The organism is Streptomyces sp. NPDC045955, from assembly GCF_056430805.1.
Genome location: NZ_JBWKKY010000027.1, coordinates 75,474 through 99,447, shown reverse-complemented (window position 1 = coordinate 99,447; position 23,974 = coordinate 75,474). Strand labels below are relative to the sequence as shown.

24 protein-coding genes and 1 pseudogene are annotated in these 23,974 nt (G+C 72.0%); 13 read left to right on the top strand and 12 right to left on the bottom strand.

All coding sequences use genetic code 11. The features are described 5' to 3' along the window. Nucleotides 1–91: 91 nt before the first annotated feature. From AC07F0_RS35900 to AC07F0_RS35885, 4 genes are all read right to left on the bottom strand, one after another. A complete protein-coding gene (locus AC07F0_RS35900; protein ID WP_478984115.1) occupies nucleotides 92–823 on the bottom strand; it encodes a siderophore-interacting protein in 732 nt (243 codons plus the stop codon). A 12-nt stretch (nucleotides 824–835) separates the two neighbouring features. Beyond that, entirely contained in the window at nucleotides 836–1,567 is a 732-nt protein-coding gene (locus AC07F0_RS35895; protein WP_478984113.1) for a TetR/AcrR family transcriptional regulator, read from the bottom strand. A 146-nt stretch (nucleotides 1,568–1,713) separates the two neighbouring features. Beyond that, nucleotides 1,714–2,193 (bottom strand): MaoC family dehydratase, encoded by a 480-nt coding sequence (locus tag AC07F0_RS35890; RefSeq protein WP_478984111.1) that lies wholly within the window; start codon nucleotides 2,191–2,193, stop codon nucleotides 1,714–1,716. A gap of 85 nt (nucleotides 2,194–2,278) precedes the next feature. Beyond that, nucleotides 2,279–3,709 carry a class II 3-deoxy-7-phosphoheptulonate synthase gene (locus AC07F0_RS35885; RefSeq protein WP_478984122.1) on the bottom strand — a complete coding sequence of 477 codons (1,431 nt, stop codon included), beginning with the start codon at nucleotides 3,707–3,709 and terminating at the stop codon, nucleotides 2,279–2,281. 282 nt (nucleotides 3,710–3,991) lie between these two features. Here AC07F0_RS35885 and AC07F0_RS35880 point away from each other — a divergent pair, with 282 nt between their 5' ends. Genes AC07F0_RS35880 through AC07F0_RS35855 form a run of 6 tightly spaced genes read left to right on the top strand, consistent with a single transcriptional unit; the run spans nucleotide 3,992 to nucleotide 9,791 of the window. Further along, the gene (locus tag AC07F0_RS35880; protein ID WP_478984109.1) at nucleotides 3,992–5,584 is read left to right on the top strand and encodes a 4-hydroxyphenylacetate 3-hydroxylase family protein; all 1,593 of its coding nucleotides are present in this window, start codon (nucleotides 3,992–3,994) and stop codon (nucleotides 5,582–5,584) included. Next, complete coding sequence (locus AC07F0_RS35875; RefSeq protein ID WP_478984107.1) at nucleotides 5,581–6,138, top strand: flavin reductase family protein; 558 nt, start codon at nucleotides 5,581–5,583, stop codon at nucleotides 6,136–6,138. Before AC07F0_RS35880 ends, AC07F0_RS35875 begins: the two co-directional genes overlap by 4 nt. A gap of 44 nt (nucleotides 6,139–6,182) precedes the next feature. Further along, the gene (locus AC07F0_RS35870; protein WP_478984105.1) at nucleotides 6,183–7,421 is read left to right on the top strand and encodes an FAD-dependent monooxygenase; all 1,239 of its coding nucleotides are present in this window, start codon (nucleotides 6,183–6,185) and stop codon (nucleotides 7,419–7,421) included. 36 nt (nucleotides 7,422–7,457) lie between these two features. Further along, the gene (locus tag AC07F0_RS35865) at nucleotides 7,458–8,069 is read left to right on the top strand and encodes an acyltransferase (protein ID WP_478984104.1); all 612 of its coding nucleotides are present in this window, start codon (nucleotides 7,458–7,460) and stop codon (nucleotides 8,067–8,069) included. Between the two features lie 10 nt (nucleotides 8,070–8,079). Further along, complete coding sequence (gene aroC / locus AC07F0_RS35860; RefSeq protein WP_478984102.1) at nucleotides 8,080–9,264, top strand: chorismate synthase; 1,185 nt, start codon at nucleotides 8,080–8,082, stop codon at nucleotides 9,262–9,264. Next, nucleotides 9,261–9,791, top strand: a complete 531-nt coding sequence (locus AC07F0_RS35855) for a shikimate kinase (RefSeq protein WP_478984100.1) — start codon at nucleotides 9,261–9,263, stop codon at nucleotides 9,789–9,791. The genes aroC and AC07F0_RS35855 overlap by 4 nt, the downstream gene beginning before the upstream one ends. Before the next feature lie 16 nt (nucleotides 9,792–9,807). On the opposite strand, the pseudogene AC07F0_RS35850 reads toward AC07F0_RS35855, so the two are convergent. Then, nucleotides 9,808–10,269: pseudogene (locus AC07F0_RS35850) on the bottom strand (alpha-ketoacid dehydrogenase subunit beta); the annotation flags it as partial. A gap of 417 nt (nucleotides 10,270–10,686) precedes the next feature. Between AC07F0_RS35850 and AC07F0_RS35845 the strand changes: the two are divergent. From AC07F0_RS35845 to AC07F0_RS35835, 3 genes are read left to right on the top strand one after another with little or no spacing between them, the layout of a single operon-like run. Then, nucleotides 10,687–11,448, top strand: coding sequence for an AfsA-related hotdog domain-containing protein (locus tag AC07F0_RS35845; protein ID WP_478984098.1), 762 nt, complete (start codon nucleotides 10,687–10,689; stop codon nucleotides 11,446–11,448). Nucleotide 11,449: 1 nt separating this feature from the next. Further along, complete coding sequence (locus AC07F0_RS35840; RefSeq protein WP_478984096.1) at nucleotides 11,450–12,661, top strand: chorismate mutase; 1,212 nt, start codon at nucleotides 11,450–11,452, stop codon at nucleotides 12,659–12,661. Then, the gene (locus AC07F0_RS35835) at nucleotides 12,658–13,284 is read left to right on the top strand and encodes a TetR/AcrR family transcriptional regulator (RefSeq protein ID WP_478984094.1); all 627 of its coding nucleotides are present in this window, start codon (nucleotides 12,658–12,660) and stop codon (nucleotides 13,282–13,284) included. The genes AC07F0_RS35840 and AC07F0_RS35835 overlap by 4 nt, the downstream gene beginning before the upstream one ends. On the opposite strand, the gene AC07F0_RS35830 is transcribed toward AC07F0_RS35835, so the two are convergent. After that, nucleotides 13,219–14,277, bottom strand: a complete 1,059-nt coding sequence (locus tag AC07F0_RS35830; RefSeq protein ID WP_478984093.1) for a LysR family transcriptional regulator — start codon at nucleotides 14,275–14,277, stop codon at nucleotides 13,219–13,221. The genes AC07F0_RS35835 and AC07F0_RS35830 overlap by 66 nt on opposite strands. Then, the gene (locus tag AC07F0_RS35825; protein WP_478984091.1) at nucleotides 14,274–15,203 is read right to left on the bottom strand and encodes a hypothetical protein; all 930 of its coding nucleotides are present in this window, start codon (nucleotides 15,201–15,203) and stop codon (nucleotides 14,274–14,276) included. Before AC07F0_RS35825 ends, AC07F0_RS35830 begins: the two co-directional genes overlap by 4 nt. A 688-nt stretch (nucleotides 15,204–15,891) precedes the next feature. On the opposite strand from AC07F0_RS35825, the gene AC07F0_RS35820 reads away from it, so the two are divergent. After that, the gene (locus tag AC07F0_RS35820; protein ID WP_478984089.1) at nucleotides 15,892–16,149 is read left to right on the top strand and encodes a response regulator transcription factor; all 258 of its coding nucleotides are present in this window, start codon (nucleotides 15,892–15,894) and stop codon (nucleotides 16,147–16,149) included. 64 nt (nucleotides 16,150–16,213) lie between these two features. On the opposite strand, the gene AC07F0_RS35815 is transcribed toward AC07F0_RS35820, so the two are convergent. Next, nucleotides 16,214–16,885 (bottom strand): TetR/AcrR family transcriptional regulator, encoded by a 672-nt coding sequence (locus tag AC07F0_RS35815; RefSeq protein WP_478984087.1) that lies wholly within the window; start codon nucleotides 16,883–16,885, stop codon nucleotides 16,214–16,216. A 63-nt stretch (nucleotides 16,886–16,948) separates the two neighbouring features. Further along, complete coding sequence (locus AC07F0_RS35810) at nucleotides 16,949–18,175, bottom strand: MFS transporter (RefSeq protein WP_478984085.1); 1,227 nt, start codon at nucleotides 18,173–18,175, stop codon at nucleotides 16,949–16,951. Nucleotides 18,176–18,381: 206 nt separating this feature from the next. Here AC07F0_RS35810 and AC07F0_RS35805 point away from each other — a divergent pair, with 206 nt between their 5' ends. The 3 genes from AC07F0_RS35805 to AC07F0_RS35795 all read left to right on the top strand — a co-directional run bounded on the left by AC07F0_RS35805 (nucleotide 18,382) and on the right by AC07F0_RS35795 (nucleotide 20,805). Beyond that, the gene (locus AC07F0_RS35805; RefSeq protein WP_478984083.1) at nucleotides 18,382–19,023 is read left to right on the top strand and encodes a PadR family transcriptional regulator; all 642 of its coding nucleotides are present in this window, start codon (nucleotides 18,382–18,384) and stop codon (nucleotides 19,021–19,023) included. Nucleotides 19,024–19,096: 73 nt separating this feature from the next. Next, on the top strand, nucleotides 19,097–20,047 hold the full coding sequence (locus AC07F0_RS35800) for an ATP-binding cassette domain-containing protein (protein ID WP_478984082.1): 951 nt from the start codon (nucleotides 19,097–19,099) through the stop codon (nucleotides 20,045–20,047). After that, nucleotides 20,044–20,805: an ABC transporter permease gene (locus AC07F0_RS35795; protein ID WP_478984080.1), complete on the top strand. Its 762-nt coding sequence runs from the start codon at nucleotides 20,044–20,046 to the stop codon at nucleotides 20,803–20,805. Before AC07F0_RS35800 ends, AC07F0_RS35795 begins: the two co-directional genes overlap by 4 nt. A gap of 12 nt (nucleotides 20,806–20,817) precedes the next feature. On the opposite strand, the gene gad is transcribed toward AC07F0_RS35795, so the two are convergent. The 3 genes from gad to AC07F0_RS35780 are packed head-to-tail and all read right to left on the bottom strand — an operon-like array spanning nucleotide 20,818 to nucleotide 23,968. Continuing rightward, nucleotides 20,818–22,224: a glutamate decarboxylase gene (gad, locus tag AC07F0_RS35790; RefSeq protein WP_478984078.1), complete on the bottom strand. Its 1,407-nt coding sequence runs from the start codon at nucleotides 22,222–22,224 to the stop codon at nucleotides 20,818–20,820. Between the two features lie 37 nt (nucleotides 22,225–22,261). Continuing rightward, nucleotides 22,262–23,551 (bottom strand): ion channel protein, encoded by a 1,290-nt coding sequence (locus AC07F0_RS35785; protein WP_478984076.1) that lies wholly within the window; start codon nucleotides 23,549–23,551, stop codon nucleotides 22,262–22,264. A gap of 51 nt (nucleotides 23,552–23,602) precedes the next feature. Beyond that, entirely contained in the window at nucleotides 23,603–23,968 is a 366-nt protein-coding gene (locus AC07F0_RS35780; protein WP_436731555.1) for a YbjQ family protein, read from the bottom strand. Between the last annotated feature and the right edge of the window lie 6 nt (nucleotides 23,969–23,974).

Below are 23,974 nucleotides of genomic sequence, written 5' to 3'. Positions count from 1 at the left end.
ACCGGGCACGACACGCGGAGAGTTCATCCGCCCTCATATCCACAGGGAAGCACCAGACCACCAACCCGACAAGACACCTAACAAAGCACTACTAGTCCGAGGCCAAGGGATCGCGGTGGTCCGCCTCGTCCCGTTTCCAGTAGCCCTTCGCGTAGGCGCGCCGGCGGTCCAGACCGAGGGCTTCCGTGAAGTGGTGGCGGATGTCCCTGACGGCGCCGGACTCCCCCGCGGCCCACGCGGCGACGCGCTCGGGCGGTACGGCGGCCTTGAGGACGGCGTCGCGCAGCGCCTCGCCCTTGGCCCGGCCGGCGTCCCGGTGCACCCACACGAGGTCCAGGCCGGCCGGGAGGCTCACCGCGATCTCCGCCTCGGGGCCCTCCACCTCCAGGTAGACGGCGCCCCGCATGCCGGGCGGCAGGCTCTCGGCGATGGTGAGGACCGCGGGCTGGGCGCTCTCGTCGCCCGCCAGGAGGTAGAAGTCGGTGTCGGGAGCGGGACGGAAGGACCCCTTGGGACCGCCGAAGGAGACCTCCTCGCCCGGGCGTGCGGTCTCGGCCCAGCGCGCGGCCGGACCGTTGCCGTGCAGCACCACGTCGATGTCGACGCGGGGCCCGGCGGGGGAGTGGTCGCGCACGGTGTAGGCGCGGCCGGCCGTCCGCCCGTCGAGGGGATCGGTCACGAACAGCTTCACCCACTGCGTCGGTTCGTCGCAGTGGAAGGCGGACATGCCGGGCCCTCCCAGGGTGATGCGGGCCATGCGCGGGGCGATCAGGGAGACCGCCTCCACCGTGGCGGTGTAGCGGGTGCGACGGGTGCGGAACATGGGAACAGCCCTTCAGAGGGAGGGGGCGGCCGACGGAACCTCACGTCGGCGGGCCAGGACGGTGGCGGTCAGGCGCTCGACGAACCGCGGGTCCAGCGGCTGTCCCGTCGTGAAGGCCCGGTGGAAGGCGGGACCGACGAGCAGGTCGAGGAGCTGGTCCGCCTCGTTCCGGCTCACCGCGGCGCGGGAGAGGGAGGCCAGGGCCTGCCGGACATGTGCACGGTCGTACTGCCGCTGCCGGTCCAGCACCTGGTCGCGCAGGACCGCGGCGGTCGTCGGGTCGTGCAGGGCGTGGCCGATGAGCACGAACAGGACGTGGCCGGTGGGGGACTGGGTGAAGACCCGGCTCAGGTGCGTCACATGCTGCTCCAGGGCGGCCTGCGCGGAGTCCGGAATCTCCGGCCAGGACGCCTTGTCGTGCAGGTCCTCCTCCAGGACGTCGAGGAGGATGGCCACCTTCGACCGCCACCACCGGTAGATGGTCTGCTTGGCCACTCCCGCTCGTTCGGCGATCGCGTTCACCGTCATCGCGTGGAAGCCGACGTCCATCAGCAGGTCGTCGGCGGCCCGCAGGACCGCGACCCGGGCGGCCTCGCTGCGCCGCGGGCCGCTCCTGGTGCGCGCCGCGGGCGCGTCGGCCGGCTGCCGGGTGTCCTGTGGGGCGTTGATGGCGTGCCCTCCTCGTCGCGTCGCGGCGCCTGTCCCGGGACGGTCGGCGAGGACCGGCCGGGAAGATCGACGCATCTAGACTAGACGCAACGGTGCGTATGGTCAAAGTGGGGGAATCCGCCATGTGCGGTGTGGGCTGGGTCCCGTTTCCCCCCGGATCGGGGGAGGTCCGAGGGGAAACGGGAGTCGGGGGCAGGGCGAAGCCGCGGGCGCGCGGCGCGTCAGCGGCGTGCGCCCGCGTCCTCGTGCCGGGTGCCGCTGGTCTCCGCGCGGCCGAACAGCAGCCGCGTCCGCATCCGGTACACCGGTTCGCCCTGCTGGTTGTCCGCCTCGACGACGAAACGGACCGTGCCCGTGTCCGGGCGCCGGGGATGCGGCGCGGCCTCCTCCACGGTGGCCCGTCCGCGCAGCTCGTCGCCGGGGCGCACCGGACGCAGGAACCGGACCTCGTCCATGCCGTAGGAGCCCTGGCAGGCGGAGTCCGCGAGCAGCGCGCGGACGAACTGCCCCATGACCACGGCACCGGTGTGCCAGCCGCTGGCCACCAGGCCGCCGAAGGGGGAGCGGGCCGCCGCCTCGGGATCCAGGTGGAAGGGCATCGGGTCCCACGCGCGCGCGTAGTCCATGATGTCCTCGCTCGTGAGCCGCGTGGCCCCCAGCTCGTAGGTGCCGCCGACGCGGAAGTGCTCGAAGTGCCGCACGGTGAGTGCTCCTTCGTCTCGGATGTCTCGGGGGGCTCGGGCGTCTCGGGTGTCTCGGGTGTTTGGCAGCGGTCGGGATCGGGAGTCAGCCGAGGGACGCCGCGTACACCGGCACGCTCGCGGGACGGACGGAGGCGGGCTCGGGGCGGGGGCGGCCGAGGCGGCGCTTCTCGGCGCTGAACCACTCGGCGACCCGGAACGCCAGGTCCATCGACTGCCCCCGGTTGAGGCGGGGGTCGCACGCGGTCTCGTACCGCAGGTGCAGATCGTCGGAGAGGACCTCGTTGCTCCCTCCCACGCACTCGGTGACGTCCTCGCCAGTGAGCTCCACGTGCACCCCGCCGGGATGCGTGCCCAGCGCCCGGTGCACCTCGAAGAAGCCCGTGATCTCGTCCAGGACGTCCTCGAAACGCCGGCTCTTGTGGCCGCTCGGCGCGGTGAAGGTGTTGCCGTGCATCGGGTCGCACACCCACACCACCCGGGCGCCCTCCGCGCGCACCGCCTCCACCAGGGCGGGCAGCCGGTCGCGCACCCGGCCCCGCCCCATCCGCGCGATGAACGTCAGCCGGCCCGGGGTGCGCTGCGGGTCCAGCCGGTCCACCAGGGTCAGCACGTCGTCGACGGCGGCGTCGGGCCCCAGCTTGACGCCGAGGGGGTTGCTGACGCCGGCGGCGAACGCGACGTGCGCGCCGTCGAGTTGGCGGGTGCGCTCGCCGATCCACAGCAGGTGCCCGGACAGCGCGTACCGCCGCCCCGTGTCGGGGTCCGTGCGCACCAGGGCGGACTCGTAGTCGAGGAGCAGCGCCTCGTGGCTGGCGAACACCTCCGTGGTGCGCAGGGTCGAGGTGCTCATGCCGCAGGCCCGGATGAACGCGAGCGCCGCGTCGATCTCGTCCGCCAGCCGCTCGTAACGGCGTTCCGCGGCGGACAGGGCCACGAAGTCACGGTTCCACTCGTGCACCCGGTGCAGGTCCGCGTGCCCGCCGGCGGTGAACGCGCGCAGCAGGTTGAGCGTCGCGGCGGACGCGTGGTAGACGCGCTCCAGCCGGGCCGGGTCGGGGGTGCGGGCCTCGGCGGTGAACTCCAGCCCGTTGACGGCGTCGCCCCGGTACGAGGGCAGCGTCACCCCGTCGCGGGTCTCGGTGGGCTGTGAACGGGGCTTGGCGTACTGGCCGGCGATCCGGCCGACCTTGACCACCGGGACGCCTGCCGCGTACGTCAGCACGGCGGCCATCTGGAGAAGGACCTCCAGCTTGTTGCGGACCGACTCCGCGCTCACCGAGTCCAGGGTCTCCGCGCAGTCGCCGCCCTGGAGCAGGAACGCCTGGCCGAGGGCCACCTCTCCGAGACGGTCGAGCAGGGTGTTGCACTCCCTGCCGAACACCAGGGGAGGCGCGGTGGACAGGGCCGACAGGGTCGTTCGCAGCGCCACGGGATCGGGCCAGTCGGGCTGTTGCGCCGCGGGCAGCACCCGCCACGCTTCGGCCGCGGGCTCCGACAGTGAGTTCTCGTCCATTTCCAGGGATTTCACGCTGAAAACCTCAACGCCTTCTGTTCCGAGGGCAGGGCACGGGTTTGCGGTGGGCGCAGCCTGTCACGCGGCCGCCGGGCCCCGGCAGTGGGTCGTTGTGGCTAGAAGGGCGGATCTACTACCCGCGTACTAGCCCCAGCGGCCGACTGTCGGGGCGGGTCGCACTCCTGGAGCATTTCGGCAGGCGCACACCGTCGTCGGCACTCGGCGGCGGGCGCGGTCCACCGCCGCATTCCTCCACGCCACCGGCTCGAAAGGTGATTCCGCATGAGCAGCACCGCCAGCCCGTCCGGGTCCGTGTCCCGCCCGCAGACCGGCGACGAGTACCTCGAGAGCCTCCGGGACGGCCGGGACGTGAGGATCTACGGCGAGAAGGTGCGGGACGTCACGAGCCACGCGGCCTTCCGTAACAACTCCCGCATGGTCGCCCGGCTCTTCGACGCGCTCCACGACCCTGAGCGCAACAGCAAACTGGTCGTCCCCACCGACACCGGCAACGGCGGTTTCACGCACCCCTACTTCAAGGCCCCGTACACCTCCGGCGACCTGCGCGCCGCCGCGCGGGCCATGGAGGAGTGGGCGCGCATGACGTACGGCTGGCTGGGCCGCACGCCGGACTTCAAGGCCGCGTTCCTGTCCACCCTGGGGTCGAACAAGGAGCACTACGCGCCGTTCGAGGACAACGCGTCCGCGTGGTACCGCAAGGCGCAGGAGAACGTGCTGTTCATCGGCCACGGCATCGTCAACCCGCCGATCGACCGCAACCGGGGGCTGACCGAGCTCAAGGACGTGATGCTGACGGTGGACCGGGAGACCGACGCCGGCCTCGTGGTGTCCGGCGCCAAGGTGGTCGGCACCGGCGCGGCGCTCACGCAGCACATCTTCATCGGCAGCTACGGGGTCATCCCGAAGGGCGCCAAGGAGTTCTCCGCGTACTTCATCGTGCCGACCAACAGCCCCGGTCTGAAGATCATTTCCCGGCCGTCGTACGAGTTCGCCTCGGCCACCGTCAGCAGCCCCTTCGACCAGCCGCTCAGCAGCCGCCTGGACGAGAACGACGGCATCCTCGTCTTCGACGAGGTGCTGATCCCCTGGGAGAACGTCTTCTGCTACGACGTGGACAAGGCGAACAACTTCTTCTACGGGTCCGGTTTCTTCTACCGTGCCATGTTCCACGCCTGCGTCCGCTTCGCCGTGAAGATGGACTTCCTGACCGGTCTGCTCGCCAAGTGCCTGGAGACCACGGGCACTTCGGAGTTCCGCGGCGTGCAGAGCCGGCTCGGTGAGGTCCTCGCCTACCGCAACATGTTCTGGGCCCTGGTCGACTCCATGGCCGAGAACCCCACCCAGTGGCCCGACGGCACCGTCACCCCCAACGGCGAGACCGCGCTGGCCTTCCGCGTCCTGTCCTCGTCGATCTTCCCGAAGGTGCGCGAGATCTTCCTGCGGGACCTCGGCAGCGCGCTGATCTACAACAACTCCCACGCCCTCGACTGGTCGAACCCCGAGGTCCGGCCCTACCTGGACAAGTACGTCCGTGGCCTGGGCGTGGAGGCGATCGACCGGGTGAAGCTGATGAAGCTGGCGTGGGACGCGGTCGGCACCGAGTTCGGGGCCCGCTGGGAGCTGTACGAGATGAACTACGCCGGCAACCACGAGCAGATCCGCTTCGAGGCCCTCCACGCCCAGCAGGCCTCCGGGAAGTTCGACGACTACAAGCAGCTCGTCGACCAGTGCCTGTCGGAGTACGACGAGAACGGCTGGAAGGTCCCGGACCTCATCAACCCCAAGGACACCACCGTCATCGGCGCCGGCACCCCCGACACCGGGGCGACCGCCCCCGTCGAGGCCGCGCGGTGAGCAGCCGTACCCCCGCTCCAGGCGGCCCCGCCGCCCCGCCCGGAGTCTCCGTCCTGCCGGACAAGGCCCATCTCAGGCACGTCCTCGGACAGTTCGTGACCGGTGTGTGCGCGGTGTCCACCCGCTTCGAGACCCGGTCCGGAGTACGCCACGACGCCATCGCGGTGAACTCGTTCACCTCGGTCTCCCTCGACCCGCCGCTCGTGTCGATGTACCTGCGCGACGACTCGACCTTCCTGCGGCGCGTGCGGACGTCCGGCCAGTGGGCCGTGTCGTTCCTCGGCCACCGGGCGCGCTCCCTGGTCGGCGTCCTCACCACGCCCGCCGCGCAGCGCCCGCCCGTGGAGCAGGCCGCGGACTGGGCCGTCGGACCGCACACCGGCTGCCTGGTCCTGCCGGACGGGCCCGGAACGCTCGAATGCGCCCTGCACCTCACCCAGACGCTCGGCGACCACGTCCTCGTCGTCGGACGGGTCCTGGGCGCCGTCGGCCGCGACCACGAGCCCCTGGTCTTCCACCGCGGCACCTTCACCCAGGTCGCACCGGCGACGTGAGCACACGCCGGCGACCCCCAGCAGCGCACAGGAGAGGAGACGCCATGGCCGGGAAACGCCCGTATGTGGCTGTGGTGGGCGGCGGCATCGGCGGCCTGGCCGTCGCGCTCGGACTGCGGCGGCAGGGCGTCGAGGTGGTCGTCCACGAACAGGCACGGCAACTGGCCCACCTGGGAGCGGGGATCGCGATCGGCGCGAACGGACACCGGGCCCTGCGGGAACTGGGCGTCGCCGAGCGGCTGACCGCAGCGGCCGCCCGGCCCGTACGGGCCGACTTCCGACACTGGCGCACCGGCCGGTCCATGGTGTCGCATCGCCTCACCGGCATGTACGAGGAACGCTTCGGCGCCCCCTTCTGGACCGTGGAACGGGCGGCCGTCCAGCAGGCCCTGCTCGCCGAACTGGGCACGGAGCACGTCCGCCTCGGCGCGCGCTGCACCGGAGTGGAGCAGACGGCCGCCGGCGCCGTGATCCGCTTCGAGGACGGCGGCGAGGCGGAAGCCGACGCGGTCGTCGGGGCGGACGGCATCCACTCCGCGGTCCGCCACAGCCTCTTCGGTCCGGACGAGGCGGTGTTCTCGGGGACCAGCGGATACCGCGCCCTGGTCCCCATGGACCGGCTGCGGCACCTTCCCGAACTCGCCGAGCCGGTCCTGTGGCTGTGGCTCGGACCGGGCCGGCACTTCATCGCCTACCCGGTGGCGGACGGCAGCGCGCTGAACTTCCTGGCCGTCGTGCCCGACCGCACGTGGACCGTCGAGTCCTGGTCCACGGAGGGCGACGCCGCAAAACTGCTGGCCGCCTTCGACGGCTGGCACCCGTTCGTCACCGGGATCCTCGGAGCCTGCGAACGCCCGGGCCGCTGGGCGCTGTACGACCGGGAACCGCAGCGCGCCTGGAGCTCCGGCCCCGTGACCCTGCTGGGCGACGCCGCGCACGCGATGCTGCCGCACCACGGCCAGGGAGCCAACCAGGCCCTGGAGGACGCGGTGGTCCTCGCCCACCTCCTGGCGGGTACGGACGCCGGTGGTGTGCCCTCGGCCCTGCACGCCTACGAGCGCCTGCGCCGACCGCGCACCCGGCTGCTGCAGGCGGGCTCCCGCAAGAACGCCGGCTGCTTCCAGCTGCCCGACGGACCGGAGGCCGAGGCCCGCAACGTCCGCCTGGCCGGCCTGCCCGACGACCTCGCCTGGATCCACGGGCACGACCCCCTCGGCTCCCTGCGCCCGGCCACGGCACCGGCCCGAACCCCGGCCGCGCCCGCGGCGCCCGCGACGACCTGACCGGCCCGACGCCCATCGACGAACGGTGAGAGACACATGGCAAGGATCTACTCCTTCGAAGGGAACGTCCCCGTCGTGCATCCCACGGCGTTCCTGCACCCCGACGCCGTACTGATCGGGTCGGTCGACATCGGACCCGGGTGCTATGTCGGCCCCCTCGCCAGCCTGCGGGGCGACTTCGGGCACATCGCACTCCGGGCGGGTTCCAACGTCCAGGACGGCTGTGTCCTGCACTGCTTCCCCGGCGCCGACACGGTCGTGGAGGAGGACGGGCACGTCGGCCACGGGAGTGTGCTGCACGGCTGCCGGGTGGGCCGGGACAGCCTGATCGGCATGAAGTCCGTCCTGATGGACGGGGTCGTCGTGGGCGAGCAGGCCTTCGTCGGCGCCGGCAGCTTCGTCAAGTCCCGCTTCCAGGTGCCGGAGCGGCACCTGGTGGCGGGCAGCCCGGCCAAGGTGGTGCGCGAGCTCACCGCCGACGAGATCGCCTGGAAGGGCAACGGGACGGCCCAGTACCAGAAGCTGGCCCAGCGCTGCCTCACCGGCCTGCACCCGGCGGAGGCAGCCACCGAACGCGCCGCCGCCCCGGCCCCCGCCCGGCCCGGCGAGCCCGAGCACGTCACCCTGCACGCGTACCGGTCCCGCTGAAGGAGCACCGTTGAGCAGGTTGCGCTGGCTGACCGCGGGGGAGTCCCACGGTCCCGCACTCGTCGCGACGCTGGAGGGTCTTCCCGCCGGCGTGCCGATCACCACGCAGATGGTGGCGGACCACCTGGCCCGGCGCCGGCTCGGCTATGGGCGCGGTGCGCGCATGAAGTTCGAGCGGGACGAGGTCACCTTCCTGGGCGGGGTGCGGCACGGTCTCACTCTGGGTTCTCCGGTCGCGGTGACGGTCGGTAACACGGAGTGGCCGAAGTGGGAGCAGGTGATGGCGGCCGACCCGGTGGATCCGGAGATCCTGGCGGGGCTGGCGCGCAACGCCCCGCTGACCCGTCCGCGTCCCGGGCACGCCGATCTGGCGGGCATGCAGAAGTACGGCTTCTTCCAGGCCCGCCCGATTCTGGAGCGTGCCTCCGCGCGGGAGACGGCGGCCCGGGTGGCGCTGGGTGCGGTGGCCCGGTCGTATCTGCAGGAGACGGCCGGGATCGAGGTCGTCTCGCACGTGGTGGAGCTGGCGGCGGCGAAGGCCCCGCGGGGTGTGTACCCGACGCCGGCCGATGTGGAGCGGCTGGACGCCGATCCGGTGCGCTGTCTGGACGCGGACGCCTCGAAGGCGATGGTCGCGGAGATCGACCAGGCCCACAAGGACGGCGACACCCTCGGCGGAGTGGTGGAGATCCTGGCGTACGGGGTGCCCGTCGGTCTGGGTTCCCATGTGCACTGGGACCGCAAGCTGGACGGCCGTCTCGCGGGCGCGCTCATGGGGATCCAGGCGATCAAGGGTGTGGAGGTCGGTGACGGATTCGAGCTGGCGCGGGTGCCGGGGTCCAAGGCGCACGACGAGATCGTGAACACGCCGGAGGGCATCCGGCGGGTGTCCGGCCGGTCCGGCGGTACCGAGGGCGGTCTGTCCACCGGTGAACTGCTGCGGGTACGGGCGGCGATGAAGCCGATCGCGACCGTGCCGCGCGCCCTCCGGACGGTCGATGTCACGACCGGCGAGGCCACCCCGGCCCACCACCAGCGCTCCGACGTCTCCGCCGTGCCGGCGGCGGGCATCGTCGCCGAGGCGATGGTCGCGCTCGTCCTGGCGGACGCGCTGGCGGAGAAGTTCGGCGGCGACAGCGTGGCCGAGACCCGCCGCAATGTGCGGTCCTACCTCGAGAACCTGGCGATCCGGTGAGTGCCGTGCCGCTGGTGGTGCTGGTCGGTCCGACGGGGGTGGGCAAGTCCACCGTGGGCCGGTTGCTGGCCGAGCGGCTCGCCGTGGGGTACCGGGACACCGACGACGACATCGTGGCCGCGCGGGGCCGGAGCATCGCGGAGATCTTCGTCGACGAGGGCGAGGCCGCCTTCCGCGCGGTGGAGAAGCGGGCCGTGCGTGCTGCGCTCGACGGGCACGACGGTGTCCTGGCGCTGGGCGGCGGGGCGATCCTCGACGCGGACACGCGCGCGCTGCTGGCCGGCAAGCCGGTGGTCTACCTCTCGATGGACGTCGAGGAGGCGGTCAAACGCACCGGTCTGAACGCGGCCCGCCCCCTGCTGGCGGTCAACCCGCCCAAGCAGTGGCGGGAGTTGATGGATGCGCGGCGGCAGCTGTACGAGGAGGTCGCCACGGCGCTCGTGGCGACCGACGGGCGCACGCCCCAAGAGGTCACCGAAGTCGTAGTGACCACACTGGAGTCGAGGGATCCGCGACGCCTGGCGTGAGGGTGCCGATGCGTCACACAGGGGGCCGCTCCCCTCCCGCCGAACGGTCGAGGTCGCCCTTGGACCAGGACCGCCGCTTGGGCTCCAGGAAGACGACCGGGGCGTCCGAGGCGATGGCCGCGCGCAGCAGGCCGTAGGCGTCCGGGACGGTGGCCGGCGCGACCACGTGGAGACCGGGCGTGTGCGTGTAGTACGCCTCCGAGGCGTCGCTGTGGTGCGCGACGCCGCCGATCCCGCCGCCGTAGGGGATGCGGACGGTGATCGGCATGGGCAGCTTGCCGCGCGTCCGGTTGCGCATCTTGGCGACCTGGCTGACGAGTTGCTCGAACGCGGGATACGCGAAGGCGTCGAACTGCATCTCCACGACGGGACGCAGCCCGTACATGGCCATGCCGACGGCGGTGCCCAGGATGCCCGCCTCGGCGAGCGGGGTGTCGGCGACCCGGTCGTCCCCGAACTCGGCGGCCAGGCCGTAGGTGCCTGTGCGTTGTAGCGACGCCCCCGTGCCAGCTGCCGGTACAGCTCCAGCAGGACCGAGTCGTCCAGGGCCTGTTTGCCGTCCGGGCCGTCGATGAGACTCAGGGGTCGCGAGGCGGGTGGCATGGCCGTCACGTCGTCCTCGGCGACGCCGGCGGATCGAGAACTGACATGTGGATGAGGCTCCCTCGGCCGCGGGGACAGGGGCCGTGTCTCCCGTGCGCACTCCCGCGGCTGGGAGCCGGCGACCCCGTACCAGCATTCGCGCCGCGCCGTGGCGACGGCAGTCGGCCGATACGGCTAGTACCTCGTACCTACGCCCAACAGGCGACTGGCGAGCCCATTTCGGGGGCTTCACGCTGAATGCACTTCCGCGGCTCCGCATGACCGCGGCCTTCCCCCGCCAGGAGGCATGTTCATGAGCAGCTCAGCCACCTCCCGACTCGTCGTCGGCGACCGGTTCCGCGACTTCGCCGAGGCCGTCGGCGCCGAGACGTTCTCGCGCCTGGCCCGTTCGCTCGACGCGGGCGACCTGGACACCGTCGACGGGCCGGTGCACGTGGTCGCCGGCCAGGGGATCGGGGAGTTCGAGATCTCCTACCTCCAGGACGCCGTCACCCGGCGGCAGCTGGACGACAGGATCGTGCTGGTGCACTCCACCGGGCAGCCCGCCCGCCGCCAGGACCTGCACAAGGCTCGTGAGGACAACGTGCTGGTCGCCGGACTCACCCAGGTCGACGACACCACGTACGAGGCCGCTCTCCGCCTGCACGACCACAACGAACTGCTCGTGGACGTCCAGGACCGCGTGCACGTACAGGGCATGGTGGCCGTCGAGGCGGCCCGCCAGATGCTCGTCGCGGTGGTGGAGCGCTACTTCACGGCCCGCTGGCCGCAGCAGCGCTACTACATCGTCCTCAACTCCATGAACACCACCTTCTCCAACTTCCTCTTCCCCGTCGGCGCCACCCTGCGGCTGACGGTGGACGAGTCCGAGGTGTCGGAACCCAGCCGGCTCACCTTCCACACGACGGTGGAGGTGGAGCAGGCCGGACGGGCCGCGGCCACCGTCACCATCGACGCGGCCGCGTTCGCCCCCGGGCTGCTGGAGGACAAGGAACTGCGGCGGGCCAAGAGCGCGGTGGCGAGCACCATGGACGCCGCTCTGGCCAGCGCGTGACATGAGGACGCCGGTACCGGACACCCCGGCACGGCCCGCGCCGGGTCGACTCCCGTACCCGGAGCGGCGGTTCACCTATCTGGGCCCGGAGGGCACCTTCACCGAGCTGGCCCTGCGCTCGCTCCCGGAGGCCGCGGGCTCCCCGCTGGCACCGGCCGCCACCGCCGCGGACGCCCTGGCCCTGGTGTGCCGGGGCGCCGTGGACGCGGCGATGCTGCCCGTGCACAACACGGTGGCCGGCGTCGTCGCGGACACGGTGCGCGCGCTCGCCGAGTCACCCGCGCTGACCGTGCTCAGGGAGGTCGTGCTCCCCGTCGAGTTCGCCCTGCTGGTCCGCCCCGGCACGCCCCTCGCGCGGGTGGGCACGGTGAGCGGCCATCCGCACGCCGGGACGCAGGTCGCGGGATGGCTCGACGGGCGCGTGCCGCGGGCGCGGTGGATCCCGGCGCCGTCCAACGCCGAAGCCGCGCGGCGGGTCAGGGACGGGGAGTGCGACGCCGCCGTGGCCGGTGACTTCACCGCCGCCCACTACGGTCTCCAGGTCCTGGTCACCGGGATACAGGACACCGCCGGCGCGGCCACCCGGTTCCTGCTGTGCGCGCGCCCCGGCGGACCGGGCACCCCGCACCCGGCCCGTGCCGACCGCACGTCGCTGGTCGGGCGTCTCACGGGCCGGCCGGAGGACGTCGACGGGCTGGTGGACGGCCTGCGGCGCCACCCCTTCCTGCGGGCCGTGTCCCTGCGGGCCGTGTCCGACGGGCGCAGCGGATCGGTCCTGTTCGCCGACTGCCCGGGCGGCACCGACCGGCCCTCGACCGCACGCGCCGTCGGCCTGCTGCGGCTGCGCGTGCCCGGGCTGAGGTCCCTCGGGTCGTACCCCTCGGCGGCCCATGTCCCGTCGTACGAACGGAGCAAGACGATGCACACCGAGATCACCTCCGAAGCAGGCGGCTCGACGGAGCCCGCGTCCGGGGACATCGCCCGGCTGCGCGAACAGATCGACGCCCTGGACGGCTTCCTCATCGGCACGCTCAAGCAGCGGCTGGAGACCTCCCGGGAGATCCAGCGGATCCGTACCGGAAGCGGCGGCTCCCACGTCGACTCCGGGCGCGAGGTCTCCATCCGGGGCCGGTACGCCGAGGAACTGGGGGAGGGCGGAGCGGGCGTCGCCGAGGCCCTGCTGGAGATGTGCCGGGGGCGGTCACCACGGTGAACCCGCCACCGGCCACGACGGCGACACCGTCGCCCCGCCTCCGTCGCGGCCGTGAGGACGTCCTCACGGCCGCGACGGCCTTGTTCCACGAGCGGGGCTACGACGCGACGAGCATGAGCGACATCGCCGCCCGCCTCGGCTTCACCAAGGCGGCGCTGTACCGCCACGTGACGGGCAAGGCCGAGCTGCTGCGCGCGATCACCGGGCCGGTCCGCGCGCACGTGCGGGCGCTGCTGGCCGCGAGCGCGGCCGGGACGGGCCGGCCCGCCGACGAACTCACCGGGCTGCTGCGCGGGCTGGCCGGCGCGGCAGCGGCCGACCCGGGCCGGTACGCCCTGTTCTGGGGACCGGACGGCGAGCCCGGCCCGCTGGCCCCCGACGCCGTGTGCCGTGACGAGGTGGTCCGGCGGCTGGCCGATCTGCTGGAGCGGGCCGTGGCGCAGGGCGACGTGCGCGGCGACATCGCTCCCCGGCTCACCGCCCGGCTCCTGGTCGGCGCGGTCGTCGGCGCCGCCGTGGAGCGGGGCGGCCCCGGCGACGGGGCGGGGCCGACGCCGTCACCGTCGGCCGTCGACGTCCTGCTCGACGGCCCGGTCCGCTTCCTGACCGGCGGGCGGGCCTGAGCACCGTCCGCCGGGCCGGGCCGGGGGCGCCGACCGGGTGAGCGCGGCGCGGACGGCGTGCCGCAGCCACACGTGCACGGGCTCGGTCTCGTGGCGGGGGTGCCAGGCCTGGCAGATGTTGATGGGGTCGGTCTCCACCGGAAGGTCGAACAGCTCGATGCCCACGGACTGCCGCGCGCTGGCGGCGAGCGAGTGGGGCATCGCGGTCACCAGGTCGCTCGACGCGATCATCAGCAACGCCTCACCGTAGTTCGGCACGGAGGCGATGACGTCCCGTCGCAGACCGCGCGCGTGCAGCGCACCGTCGATCGGGCCCGTCATACGGCCCTTGCGGGAGACGCTGACGTGCCGGACCGAGGTGAACGCCTGCGCGCTCACCGCCGCGGCCAGCAGAGGATGTCCGGATCGCGCCACTCCGACGAACCGGTCCTCGAAGAGCGGTTCGATCCGCAGTTCCGGGCTGCACTCGTCGATGATCCCCACCTCGATGTCCACGGCGCCCTCCCGCAGCGGCGCGCTGCCGTGGGTGCTCTCCACCGTGAACGTGAACCGGGCGAGCGGCACCTCCGCGCTCGCCCGGTTCAGCAGCGCCGGAGCCAGCACCGCGGCGTAGGCCTCGTCCGCGACGATGGTCAGGGTCCTGCTGACCTGCGAGAGGTCCTCCTGCCGGCTCGGGGCGAGGAGGGCTTCGGCCTCCCGCATCAGGGCCCGCACCTTGGGCTGGAGCTCCAGCGCCCTCGGTGTGGGGACCAGACCGCGCCCGGCCCGCACCAGCACGGGGTCGCCGAGCGCGCGCCGGATCTTGGACAGCGCACGGCTCATGGCGGGCGGGGACAGGGCCAGCCGCTCGGCCGCCCCGGTGACGCTCCCCTCCTGCAACAGGGCGTCCAGGGCGGGCAACAGCCGCATGTCCACACGGGAGGCCAGGGCGCCGGGCAGCTCGCCCGCCCAGTCGCCGTCCTGGCCGGGGTCGTCGACACCGGTTGGGCTCAATGCTTCTCCTGGGACGTGGTCGGCTCTCCGGCGTGGGGACGCAGCCACGCTATGACCAGGAGCGCCGCCACCAGCAACAGGAGGCCGATCGACCGCAACGACTCGGCCATTCCCGTGGTGAATGCCTCCCGTCCCTGCGCCGAGAGGCGGGCCGCGGCGGTCCCGGAGTGCTCCGCCCCGCGCAGGGCGGTGCCCAGCGCCTGCCCTCCGGACGCCCTCTCCAGGTGCCGCAGCCCGGCCGGGACCCCCGACCCGACGCCGACCACGACGATGCACCCGGCGTACAGCACGTAGGCGGTGCCGGGGCCGCACAGCGAGAAGAGCCCCAGCCCCACGACGGCCACGAGCAGCCCGCAGCCGATGACGGGCCGCGCGCCGAACCGGTCGGCCGGCCGGGCGGCCCGCGGCGAGACCAGGAAGATGACGACGGCCAGGGGTGCCGTGCCCAGGCCCGCCAGGAGGGCCGGACAGTCCTTGACGTTCATCAGGTACTGGCCGTTGAGAAAGAGGACGGAGTACATCGCGACGAAGGACACGATGATGCCGAGGGTCCCGGCGCGCATTCCGGAGTGGCGGAATACCCGGGGATCCGGCAACGGCTGTTCCCGGCGCAGTTCGTACCGGCGGAAAAGCGCGAGAAACAGCGCGCCCGCGGCGAAGCTCAGCAGCACGGCGGGGAAGGCCCAGCCGAGTTCGGGCCCCTCGATGATGCCGAACAGCACGCCGAAGACGGCGACGACGAGGAGAAGAACACCGCCCGCGTCCACGGAGTGCTGATGGCGTTCGACTCGTGGCGGGGACTTCTCCGCCACGACGATTCCGAATGCGGCGAGAGGAGCGGCGACGGCCGCCCGCGAGCCGGGGCGGAACCCGCCCGGCGCGTCGGCGGACCGCCGAGCCGGGCCGGCGGACGGGGAGGCGCTCATGAGCTTACTCGGCCACGCCCGCGGATTTCAGATGGTCCCGGGCCGCCGCGCACTTTCCTTCGTGGAGATCCACGGTGTCCAGATTTCCCGACCGCGGGCGCATGGCGCGCACCCATGCGTAAAGCATTCAGCCGATGTCCGCGAGGGGAAGGCAGAGAGGAAGACATTTTTATGCGTCCTTTTCGTGGGGGGCAGTGGACGGTCTGGACTGAGCGTTCTGGGATTACTGGATGGGGAATTCGGAAGACGGAACCGGCTGGGCGCGGGCGGCGTCCGACCAGCGGAGCAGGTCGATCATCATGTCGACGAGCATCCGCTGACCTCCCCGCAGGGAAACGAATGATGAGGTGCGAGGCGGTATTCCGCCTTCTAGTTCCACTTTATTGACCGTTCGACACTTGATTCATGCAATGTGTGCAGCATGTATTTTCTTTGGTGGAATATTTGCTTCCGGCTGCTCGGGTGGTCCAGGTGAGAGGAAGTTTAGGATGCAACCTTCACCTGTGAAGTAACCCACGTTTAATCTATGGTTTTCGGTGGCGCTCATATACTGTTTTCGCGACGAGTAATCGTTGAAGATGCGGCTGCGTGGGCAATGGCGCTCGCGTACACGTCTTGATGAGTGATGACCATGCATGGCAGGGGGAAGTACATGTCTCGCACATCCAGTCCGACGTCCGAGGGATTAGTGGCCACTCTGGAGCCCGAGCAGGTGGTGTCGGATCGCGTGGCGGCCGGAACGGTATCGACACTCACGCCGCGGGAGCGTCAGGTCCTGGACGGGATCAAGGAGGGGAACTCCAACAGGATGGTCGCCCGACTGCTAGGGATTTCCGAGCGCACCGTCAAGGTCCATCTGCACTCGATTTTCATCAAGCTGGGCGCGGCATCACGTACCGAAGCGGTTATCGAGGGGATCAGGAGCGGCTGCATCAGCCTGCACTGATCGTCGCGTGCGAGTGGCCCCCGACGACACACGTCGGGGGCCACTCGCCCAGGTCGGTGCGAGGTCAGGGGTTCCGGGTCGACCGCTCGCGGGCGAGCGCGAGGACGAGACGGGACGTCGTCTCCACCAGTTCCTTGTCGATGGGGGAACCGGAGACCAGGACCCGGTAGTACAGCGGACCGAGCAGCAGATCCACGAGGTGGTCGAGGGTGCGGTCGTCGACGGCCAGGTCCTGGTCGCGGGCGAGGAGATCTCGCAGGCCGGCCATGTCGCGCTCCCGCTGCTCCTTCAGGAACCCGGCCCGCAGCGACGCGGCCGTCTCGCTGTCCAGCTGGGCGTGGCCCAGGAGGGCCAGCAGCACCTGGCCGGCGGGCTCCTCGAAGAAGTCGGCCACCCGCTGCAGATGGGAGGTGAGGGACTCCTCGACGCCGCGACTTTCGTCCGCGCGCCACTCCAGGGCCTCGCGGGCGTCGTCGGTGAGGGTGTCGAGAAGGATGTCGACCTTCGACTTCCACCAGCGGTAGATCGTCTGCTTGGCCACCCCCGCGCGCTGGGCGATGCCCTCGATGGTCAGGGCGGCGAAGCCCCGCTCGACCAGGAGGTCGTCCGCGGCGTGCAGCACCGCGAGCCGGACGCTCTCGCTGCGGCGTGGGCCGGTTCGGCTGACGACCGTGGTCTTCTCGCAGGCCGGTGGTGGTTTCCGCGTGGCGCTGATGGTTCCGTCAACCCTTCGCATCGTGTCCGTCGCTGTGATTCTGGCACAGCGGGTCCGCCGTGAACCGGTTCACGGCGGACCCGCTCAGGCGGCCTTACGGCCGGTCCGCACCAGGCTGAGCAGGACGCCGAGGGAGAGCGCCGCGACCACCGCGCTGAACGTCTCGCCGGCCGGGCGCAGGCTGGTCTCGCGGATCAGGACGCCCACACCGATCGCGGGCACCGCCAGCATCGAGTACAGGATGGCGAAGAAGGTGGAGACCGAGGCGCCCCGGTGCTGGGGGGCGCTGCGCGTGGTGATGCCGCCGATGCCGTGACCGACGGCGATGCCCGTCGCCAGTCCGTTGACCGCGGCACCGACGAGCAGAGGAGCCAGGGTGCTGGTGGCCATCGCGGCGGCGATCAGACCGGCCGCGACGATCAGGCCCAGGCACGAGGCGGGCAGGGCGGTGGCGGGCTTGAGGGTGCGGACGAGAAGCTGGCCGAGGGCGGTGCAGGCGAAGGCGATGAAGACCACCAGTCCGGTGAGGGTGTGGCTGGACTCGTGCAGCACCGTCCCCAGGAACAGGCCCGTCACGGCGGTCAGGACGCCGAGCACGGCGAAGCCCGCGCCCGCCGCCATCGCGGAGCGCAGGAAGTCCGAGCGGATCTCGGCGGGGACGTGCAGCGGCTGGACCTGCAGCGAGAAACCGGAACGGTGGGCGGAGCTCTCCCCGTTCACGAGGACACCGAGCGTGCCGATGGCGGCGAGGACGAGCATGACGACCCAGGGGGTGCGCAGCGGGGAGGGCGCGAGGTCCGCCAGGATCCCCGCGATCAGCGTGCCGCAGGCGAGGCCGCCCATGTTCGCGAACAAGGCGAGGGTGGCGGGCTTGATGCGGCTGTGCTGCCCGAGCCGCTCGGTGAGGGAGGCGGTGGCGGCGCCGGTCACCAGGGCCGCGGAGAAGCCGGACACGACCCGGGCGACGAGCATCGCGGCGACGTTCTGGGCGAGCAGGAAGACCACCGCGGCGACCACGGACAGCAGGGTGGCCGCGACCAGGACGGGACGGCGTCCCACCTGGTCCGAGAGCCGGCCGAAGACCAGCAGCCCGAGGACGACGCCGAGCGCGTAGACGGCGAAGACGACGGTCACGGTGAACGGCGTGAAGCCGAACTCCTCGCCGTACAGCGGGTAGAGCGGGGTGGGCGCGGTGGTGCCCGCCATGGTGATCCAGAAGGCGAAGGCCACGCTGAACACGGCGAGGCCGCCGCCGCGTGCCCTCTCTGGAGCGCCGGTCCGGTCGACGGCGCGGACGGTCGAGTTCCCCACTGAAGTGGCCTCTCGTGAGCGGTTGAGTGCGGAAAGGCGCGGCGCATGCCGAGACTTACCGTTGCGTCTCATCTGGAGACTAGACTAGTCGTCGCGTCTATTCAATGGCGCGGCGATGGTCAGGGGCCGAGGGCGCGCACCAGGCGCCACCGGGCCCGCCCCGGGCGGACGACCGGACTGTGCGGACACGACCTAGGCTGGAGCGCATGTCAGCGATCCGTCTCCTCGTGCTCGGCGCGGTCCGTCTGCACGGGCGGGCCCACGGCTACCAGGTGCGCACCGACCTGGAGTACTGGGGCGCGCACGAGTGGTCCAGCGCCAAGCCCGGCTCGATCTACCACGCCCTGAAGCAGATGGCGAAGCAAGGGCTGCTGCACGCGCACGAGGTCGCCCCGTCCACGGCCGGCGGCCCGCCGCGCACGGAGTACGAGCTCACCGGGCAGGGGGCCGACGAGTACTTCCGGCTGCTGCGCGAGGCGCTGGTCACGTACGACCAGCGGGGGGACGTGAAGACGGCCGCCGTCGGCTTCCTCGTCGACCTGCCGCGGGCGGAGGCGGTCGCGCTGCTGAAGGAGCGCACCGTGCGGATCGAGCAGTGGCGGGCCTCCGTCCTGGAGCACTACGTCCCCGAGGAGGGGCCCGGGCAGCTGGGCCACATCGGCGAGATCATGAACATGTGGGTCCACACGGCCGACTCCGAGGCCGAGTGGACCCGCGGTCTCATCGAGCGCATCGAGGGCGGCGCCTACACCTTCGCCGACGAGGGCGACCCGTTCGTCGGCGTGCTGGCCGAGGGTGTGGAGAACCCGTACGCGACGGGGGAGCGGCATCCGGAGGACGACTGCTAATCAAGTTTGACGAATGGAGGGTCAGGGGTTACTTTCGAGCATGTAGTCAAGTTTGACTAGCGAGGGAGTCCCTGTGGCCGACACGGCGATCATCGTCGAAGGCGCGGAGAAGAGATACGGCGACCAGAAGGCCCTGGACGGGCTCGACCTCACGGTCGAGCGCGGCACGGTGCACGGGGTGCTCGGCCCGAACGGCGCGGGCAAGACCACCCTGGTGAGGATCCTGTCCACCCTGCTGCGCCCCGACGCGGGCCGGATCGAGGTGGCCGGGCACGACGTGGTGCGCGAGGCGTACGCCGTCCGGCTGCGCATCGGCCTGCTGGGCCAGCACGCCGCGCTCGACGAGGAGCTCGGCGGCCGGCAGAACCTGGAACTGTTCGGCCGGCTGCACCACCTGGGCGCGCGGCGGGCACGCGCGCGTGCCGGCGAACTGCTGGAGCGTTTCGGCCTGGCCGGCACCGGCCGCAAGGCGGTCAGGCAGTACAGCGGCGGCATGCGGCGCCGCCTGGACCTCGCGGCGTCCCTGATCACCGAACCGGAGGTGCTGTTCCTGGACGAGCCGACCACCGGCCTCGACCCGCGCGGCCGGTCCGAGGTGTGGGACTCCGTCCGCTCGCTGGTCGGCGGCGGTACGACGGTCCTGCTCACCACGCAGTACCTGGAGGAGGCCGATCAGCTCGCCGACCGCATCTCGGTCGTCGACGCCGGCCGGGTCATCGCCGAGGGCACGGCGGACGAGCTGAAGGCCGAGACCGGCGGCGACCGCATCGACGTGGTCCTGCGCGACGCGGGCCAACTGGGGGCTGCTGTCGCCCTGCTGCCCCTCGGCGGGGTCAACGTCGACACCGACCGCCGCCTGCTGAGCGCCCCGGTGACCGACCGCATGGAGGCCCTCTCCGGGGTCGTCCGGGCCCTTCAGGAGGCCGGCATCGAGGCGGAGGACGTCGCCCTGCGCCGCCCGACGCTGGACGAGGTGTTCCTGCACCTCACCGGAGACGACCGCCGAGTGAAGGAGGCCGCGTGACCGCCCACGCCCTGACCGACTCCTGGACCATGACCCGCCGGGAACTCGCCCGATGGGGACGGCAGCCGGTCCAGCTGGTCGTCAACCTCGTCTTCCCGGTGATGCTGCTGCTCATGTTCGGCTACCTGGTCGGCGGCGGCCGGGGCGTGGGCGGGGAGTACCGCGACTACCTGATCCCCGGCATGCTCGCGCTCACCATGGCCTTCGGCCTGGAGGGCACGATGATCGCCGTCACCCGGGACCTCGACAAGGGCGTCATCGACCGCTTCCGCTCCATGCCCATGACCAACGGAGCGGTACTCGTGGGCCGTTCGGCCGCCGACATGCTCCAGTCGGCGATGGCCCTGGTGGTGCTCATCGGCGTGGGCGCCGCGCTCGGCTGGCGGACCCACGGCACTGCGGCGGCCTTCCTGGGAGCCGTGGGCCTGCTGCTCCTGTTCCGGTTCGCCATGCTGTGGATCGGCATGTACCTGGCGCTGGTGGCCGGGAAGCCGGAGATGGTCCAGGCCGTGCAGATCCTGGTCTGGCCGGTCGGCTTCCTGTCCAACGCCCTGGCCCTCCCCGACACCATGCCCGGCTGGCTCGGCACGGTCGTCGAGTGGAACCCGATGTCCCACACGGCCACGGCCGTGCGGGACCTGTTCGGCAGCCCCGGCGCGGAGTCCGGGCACGCGTGGGCGGCGCTCGTCTGGCCCCTGGCCCTGCTGGCGGTGTTCTTCCCGCTGGCGGTACGGAGGTTCGGGCGGCTGAGCCGCTGACCGGCTGAGCGGTCAGTGGTGAAAGCCGGTGGCCGCGCCCTTGTCCCAAGTGAAGGGGCGCGGCTGCCGGCGCAGCTCCGGCAGCAGGCGCTCCAGGTCCTGCGTGAGGAGCTCGGCGAGGTCGGCCGAGAACCCGTTGCGGCACACCACCCGCAGCACGGACAGGTCCTCGCGGTGGGCCGGGAAGGTGTACGCGGGCACCAGCCAGCCGTTCTCGCGCAGCCGCCGCGAGACGTCGAAGACGTCGTACGACGTCACGTCCGGCGCGGTCGTGAAGGCGAACACCGGCAACTGGTCGCCCCGGGTCAGCAGCCGGAAGTCGCCCAGCGCCTCGATCCGCGCGGCGAGCCCCGTGGCCACGTCCCGCGCGGCCTGCTGCACGGCCCGGTAGCCCTCGCGGCCCAGCCGCAGGAACGTGTAGTACTGGGCCACGACCTGCGCGCCCGGCCGGGAGAAGTTGAGCGCGAACGTCGGCATGTCGCCGCCCAGATAGTTCACCCGGAACACCAGCTCCTCCGGCAGCGCCTCCGCGTCCCGCCACAGCGCCCAGCCGACGCCCGGGTAGACGAGCCCGTACTTGTGCCCCGAGGTGTTGATCGACGCCACCCTCGGCAGCCGGAAGTCCCACACCAGGTCCTCGTCGAGGAACGGCGCGACCATGGCGCCGGACGCCCCGTCGACATGCACGGGGATGTCGAGCCCGGTCCGTTCCTGCACCGCGTCCAGCGCCGCGCACAGCTCGGCGACCGGCTCGTAGGACCCGTCGAAGGTCGAGCCCAGGATGCCGACGACCCCGATGGTGTTCTCGTCGCACAGCTCGGCCGCGGCCTGCGGGTCCAGGTGGAACCGCTCGCCCTCCATGGGGACCAGCCGGGCCTCGACCTCCCAGAAGTTGCAGAACTTCTCCCAGCAGACCTGCACGTTCACACCCATCACCAGGTTGGGGCGCGCCCCCGGGTACCGGTCGGCGTTGCGCCGCGCCCAGCGCCGCTTCAGCGCCATCCCGGCGAGCATGCACGCCTCGCTCGACCCGGTCGTCGAACAGCCCACGGCCGCCGCCGGATCGGGCGCGTGCCACAGGTCGGCGAGCATCGCCACGCACCGCCGCTCCAGTTCGGCCGTGCGCGGGTACTCGTCCTTGTCGATCATGTTCTTGTCCCGGCACTCCGCCATCAGCACCCCGGCCTCCGGCTCCATCCAGGTGGTGACGAAGGTGGCGAGGTTCAGCCGCGCGTTGCCGTCGAGCATCAGCTCGTCGCGCACCAGCTGATGGGCCGTCACCGGCGCCATGGGCTGCTCCGGGAGCCGGTGCGTGGGCGGGGCCTCGGCCATGTCGCCGACCGGGTTGGCGGGGCCGTAGAAGGGGTTGACGGACAGGCGCCGTTCACCGGTCTGGCGGGGGCCTTCGTTCAGGGGCATGAGGGACTCCAGAAGGGGTGGTGGGGGAGGGGTCGGGTCATCGCACCGGCGTCCCGTCCGGCCGGAGCTGCATCTGCGGCCGGCCCGTGACCAGCAGCCAGGCCGGCAGCGAGGCGATGCAGAGCAGGGCGAGGATCCCCGGCGAGTCGATCAGCACCGCGGCGACGAACAGGCTGATCCAGCCCTGCCGGGTGATGGCGAGCAGCATCCCGAGCACACCGGCGGACACCCCCACCGACGGATGCACCCCGGACACCAGGGCGTGCGCGCACAGCCCGAGGGCCGTGCCGGCGAACACGGCCGGAAAGATGCGCCCCCCGCGGAACCCGCAGGACGCGGCGACGAGCAGCGCGGCCAGTTTCACCACCGTCATGACGGCGAACTCCCCGGCCGACCAGCCGTCCGGGTCGTGCGCCAGCTCCGCGACCTCGTCGAGTCCCTTGAACAGCGTCAGATGGCCGCCCAGGGCCGCGAGAGCGCCCAGCACGGCCCCACCCGCCGGGAGCATCAGCATCGGGTGCCGCAGCCGGCGGAAGGCACCGTGGACGTACGGGAGCGCGCGCACGGCGCACATGCCGAGCAGCGCACCCGCCGCGGCGACCACGACGGCCGCCAGCAGGTCCGCCCAGCCCGGCCGGCCGAAGGACGGCAGGTCCAGGTCGAAGCTCGGGCGGTCGATCAGCGCGGCGGTCAGGGCACCGGCCGCGGCGGCGGTCAGCGGCGCGAAGAGGTTGTCCCAGAGCAGGCCGCGCGTCTCCTGCCGGGAGAGCACCTCGGAGATCACCAGGGCGGCCGCCACGGGCGTGCCGAACAGCGCGCCGATCGTCGCCGCCTCCGCCAGGGCCGGCCAGATCCGGCCCGGCGCCCGGGGGACGGCCCGGCCGCCCAGCCAGACCGCCAGGCCGACGTTCACGGCGATGATCGGGTTCTCGGGGCCCAGGCTCGGCCCGCCGGCCAGCGTCAGCGCGGCCGCCAGCAGCAGCCCCGGCAGCACCACGGGCGGCAGGACCGGCGCGTCCAGTCCCACGGTCGCCGGATCCGGTCCCGCGTGCCCCGGCACCTTCCACACCACCAGCCCGACGGCGACACCGGTCGCGAGGAGCGTCACGAACATCCACGCCACGGAGTACCGGCCGATGCCCAGTGCGTCCGGCGCGGTCTCCCACAACACGCCCTGGAGCTCCTCCGCGGCGACCTCCACCCCCACCAGGAGCAGGCTGGACATCACGCCGACGGCCACGGCCGGCAGGACCGACGGCAGCAGCACGCGCGCGGGGGTCGACGGAGTGACGGAAGGCGCCTGCTGCTCGGTGTCGACCACGGGCACACGATAAAGGGATCAAACGTCACAAACCGGAAACACGCTTGCGCGCGGGCCTCACTCCCGGGTCAAGACCACCGCCGTGCCGTACGCGCACACCTCGGTGCCCACGTCCGCCGCCTCCGTCACGTCGAAGCGGAACGCGAGCACACCGTTGGCTCCACGCGCGCGTGCCTGTTCGACGAGTCGTTCCATGGCCTGGTTGCGGGTCTGCACGAGCGTCTTGGTGAGCCCACGCAGCTCGCCGCCGACCATCGACTTCAGCCCGGCGCCGATCTGGCTCCCCAGGTGCCGCGAGCGCACGGTCAGTCCGAAGACCTCGCCGAGCACCTCCTGCACGCGGTGGCCGGGTACGTCGTTCGTGGTGACGACGAGGACGTCGGGCCGAGGGCCCTGTCCGCCGCCGTATTCATCGATGCCCATGGCTCA

Bases quoted from the DNA above. Each gene is read 5' to 3' on its own strand.
- AC07F0_RS35900 (WP_478984115.1), bottom strand. From the start codon at position 823: ATGTTCCGCACCCGTCGCACCCGCTACACCGCCACGGTGGAGGCGGTC.
- AC07F0_RS35895 (WP_478984113.1), bottom strand. From the start codon at position 1,567: ATGCGTCGATCTTCCCGGCCGGTCCTCGCCGACCGTCCCGGGACAGGC.
- AC07F0_RS35885 (WP_478984122.1), bottom strand. From the start codon at position 3,709: ATGGACGAGAACTCACTGTCGGAGCCCGCGGCCGAAGCGTGGCGGGTG.
- AC07F0_RS35880 (WP_478984109.1), top strand. From the start codon at position 3,992: ATGAGCAGCACCGCCAGCCCGTCCGGGTCCGTGTCCCGCCCGCAGACC.
- AC07F0_RS35870 (WP_478984105.1), top strand. From the start codon at position 6,183: ATGGCCGGGAAACGCCCGTATGTGGCTGTGGTGGGCGGCGGCATCGGC.
- AC07F0_RS35865 (WP_478984104.1), top strand. From the start codon at position 7,458: ATGGCAAGGATCTACTCCTTCGAAGGGAACGTCCCCGTCGTGCATCCC.
- AC07F0_RS35845 (WP_478984098.1), top strand. From the start codon at position 10,687: ATGAGCAGCTCAGCCACCTCCCGACTCGTCGTCGGCGACCGGTTCCGC.
- AC07F0_RS35840 (WP_478984096.1), top strand. From the start codon at position 11,450: ATGAGGACGCCGGTACCGGACACCCCGGCACGGCCCGCGCCGGGTCGA.
- AC07F0_RS35825 (WP_478984091.1), bottom strand. From the start codon at position 15,203: ATGAGCGCCTCCCCGTCCGCCGGCCCGGCTCGGCGGTCCGCCGACGCG.
- AC07F0_RS35815 (WP_478984087.1), bottom strand. From the start codon at position 16,885: ATGCGAAGGGTTGACGGAACCATCAGCGCCACGCGGAAACCACCACCG.
- AC07F0_RS35805 (WP_478984083.1), top strand. From the start codon at position 18,382: ATGTCAGCGATCCGTCTCCTCGTGCTCGGCGCGGTCCGTCTGCACGGG.
- gad (WP_478984078.1), bottom strand. From the start codon at position 22,224: ATGCCCCTGAACGAAGGCCCCCGCCAGACCGGTGAACGGCGCCTGTCC.
- AC07F0_RS35780 (WP_436731555.1), bottom strand. From the start codon at position 23,968: ATGGGCATCGATGAATACGGCGGCGGACAGGGCCCTCGGCCCGACGTC.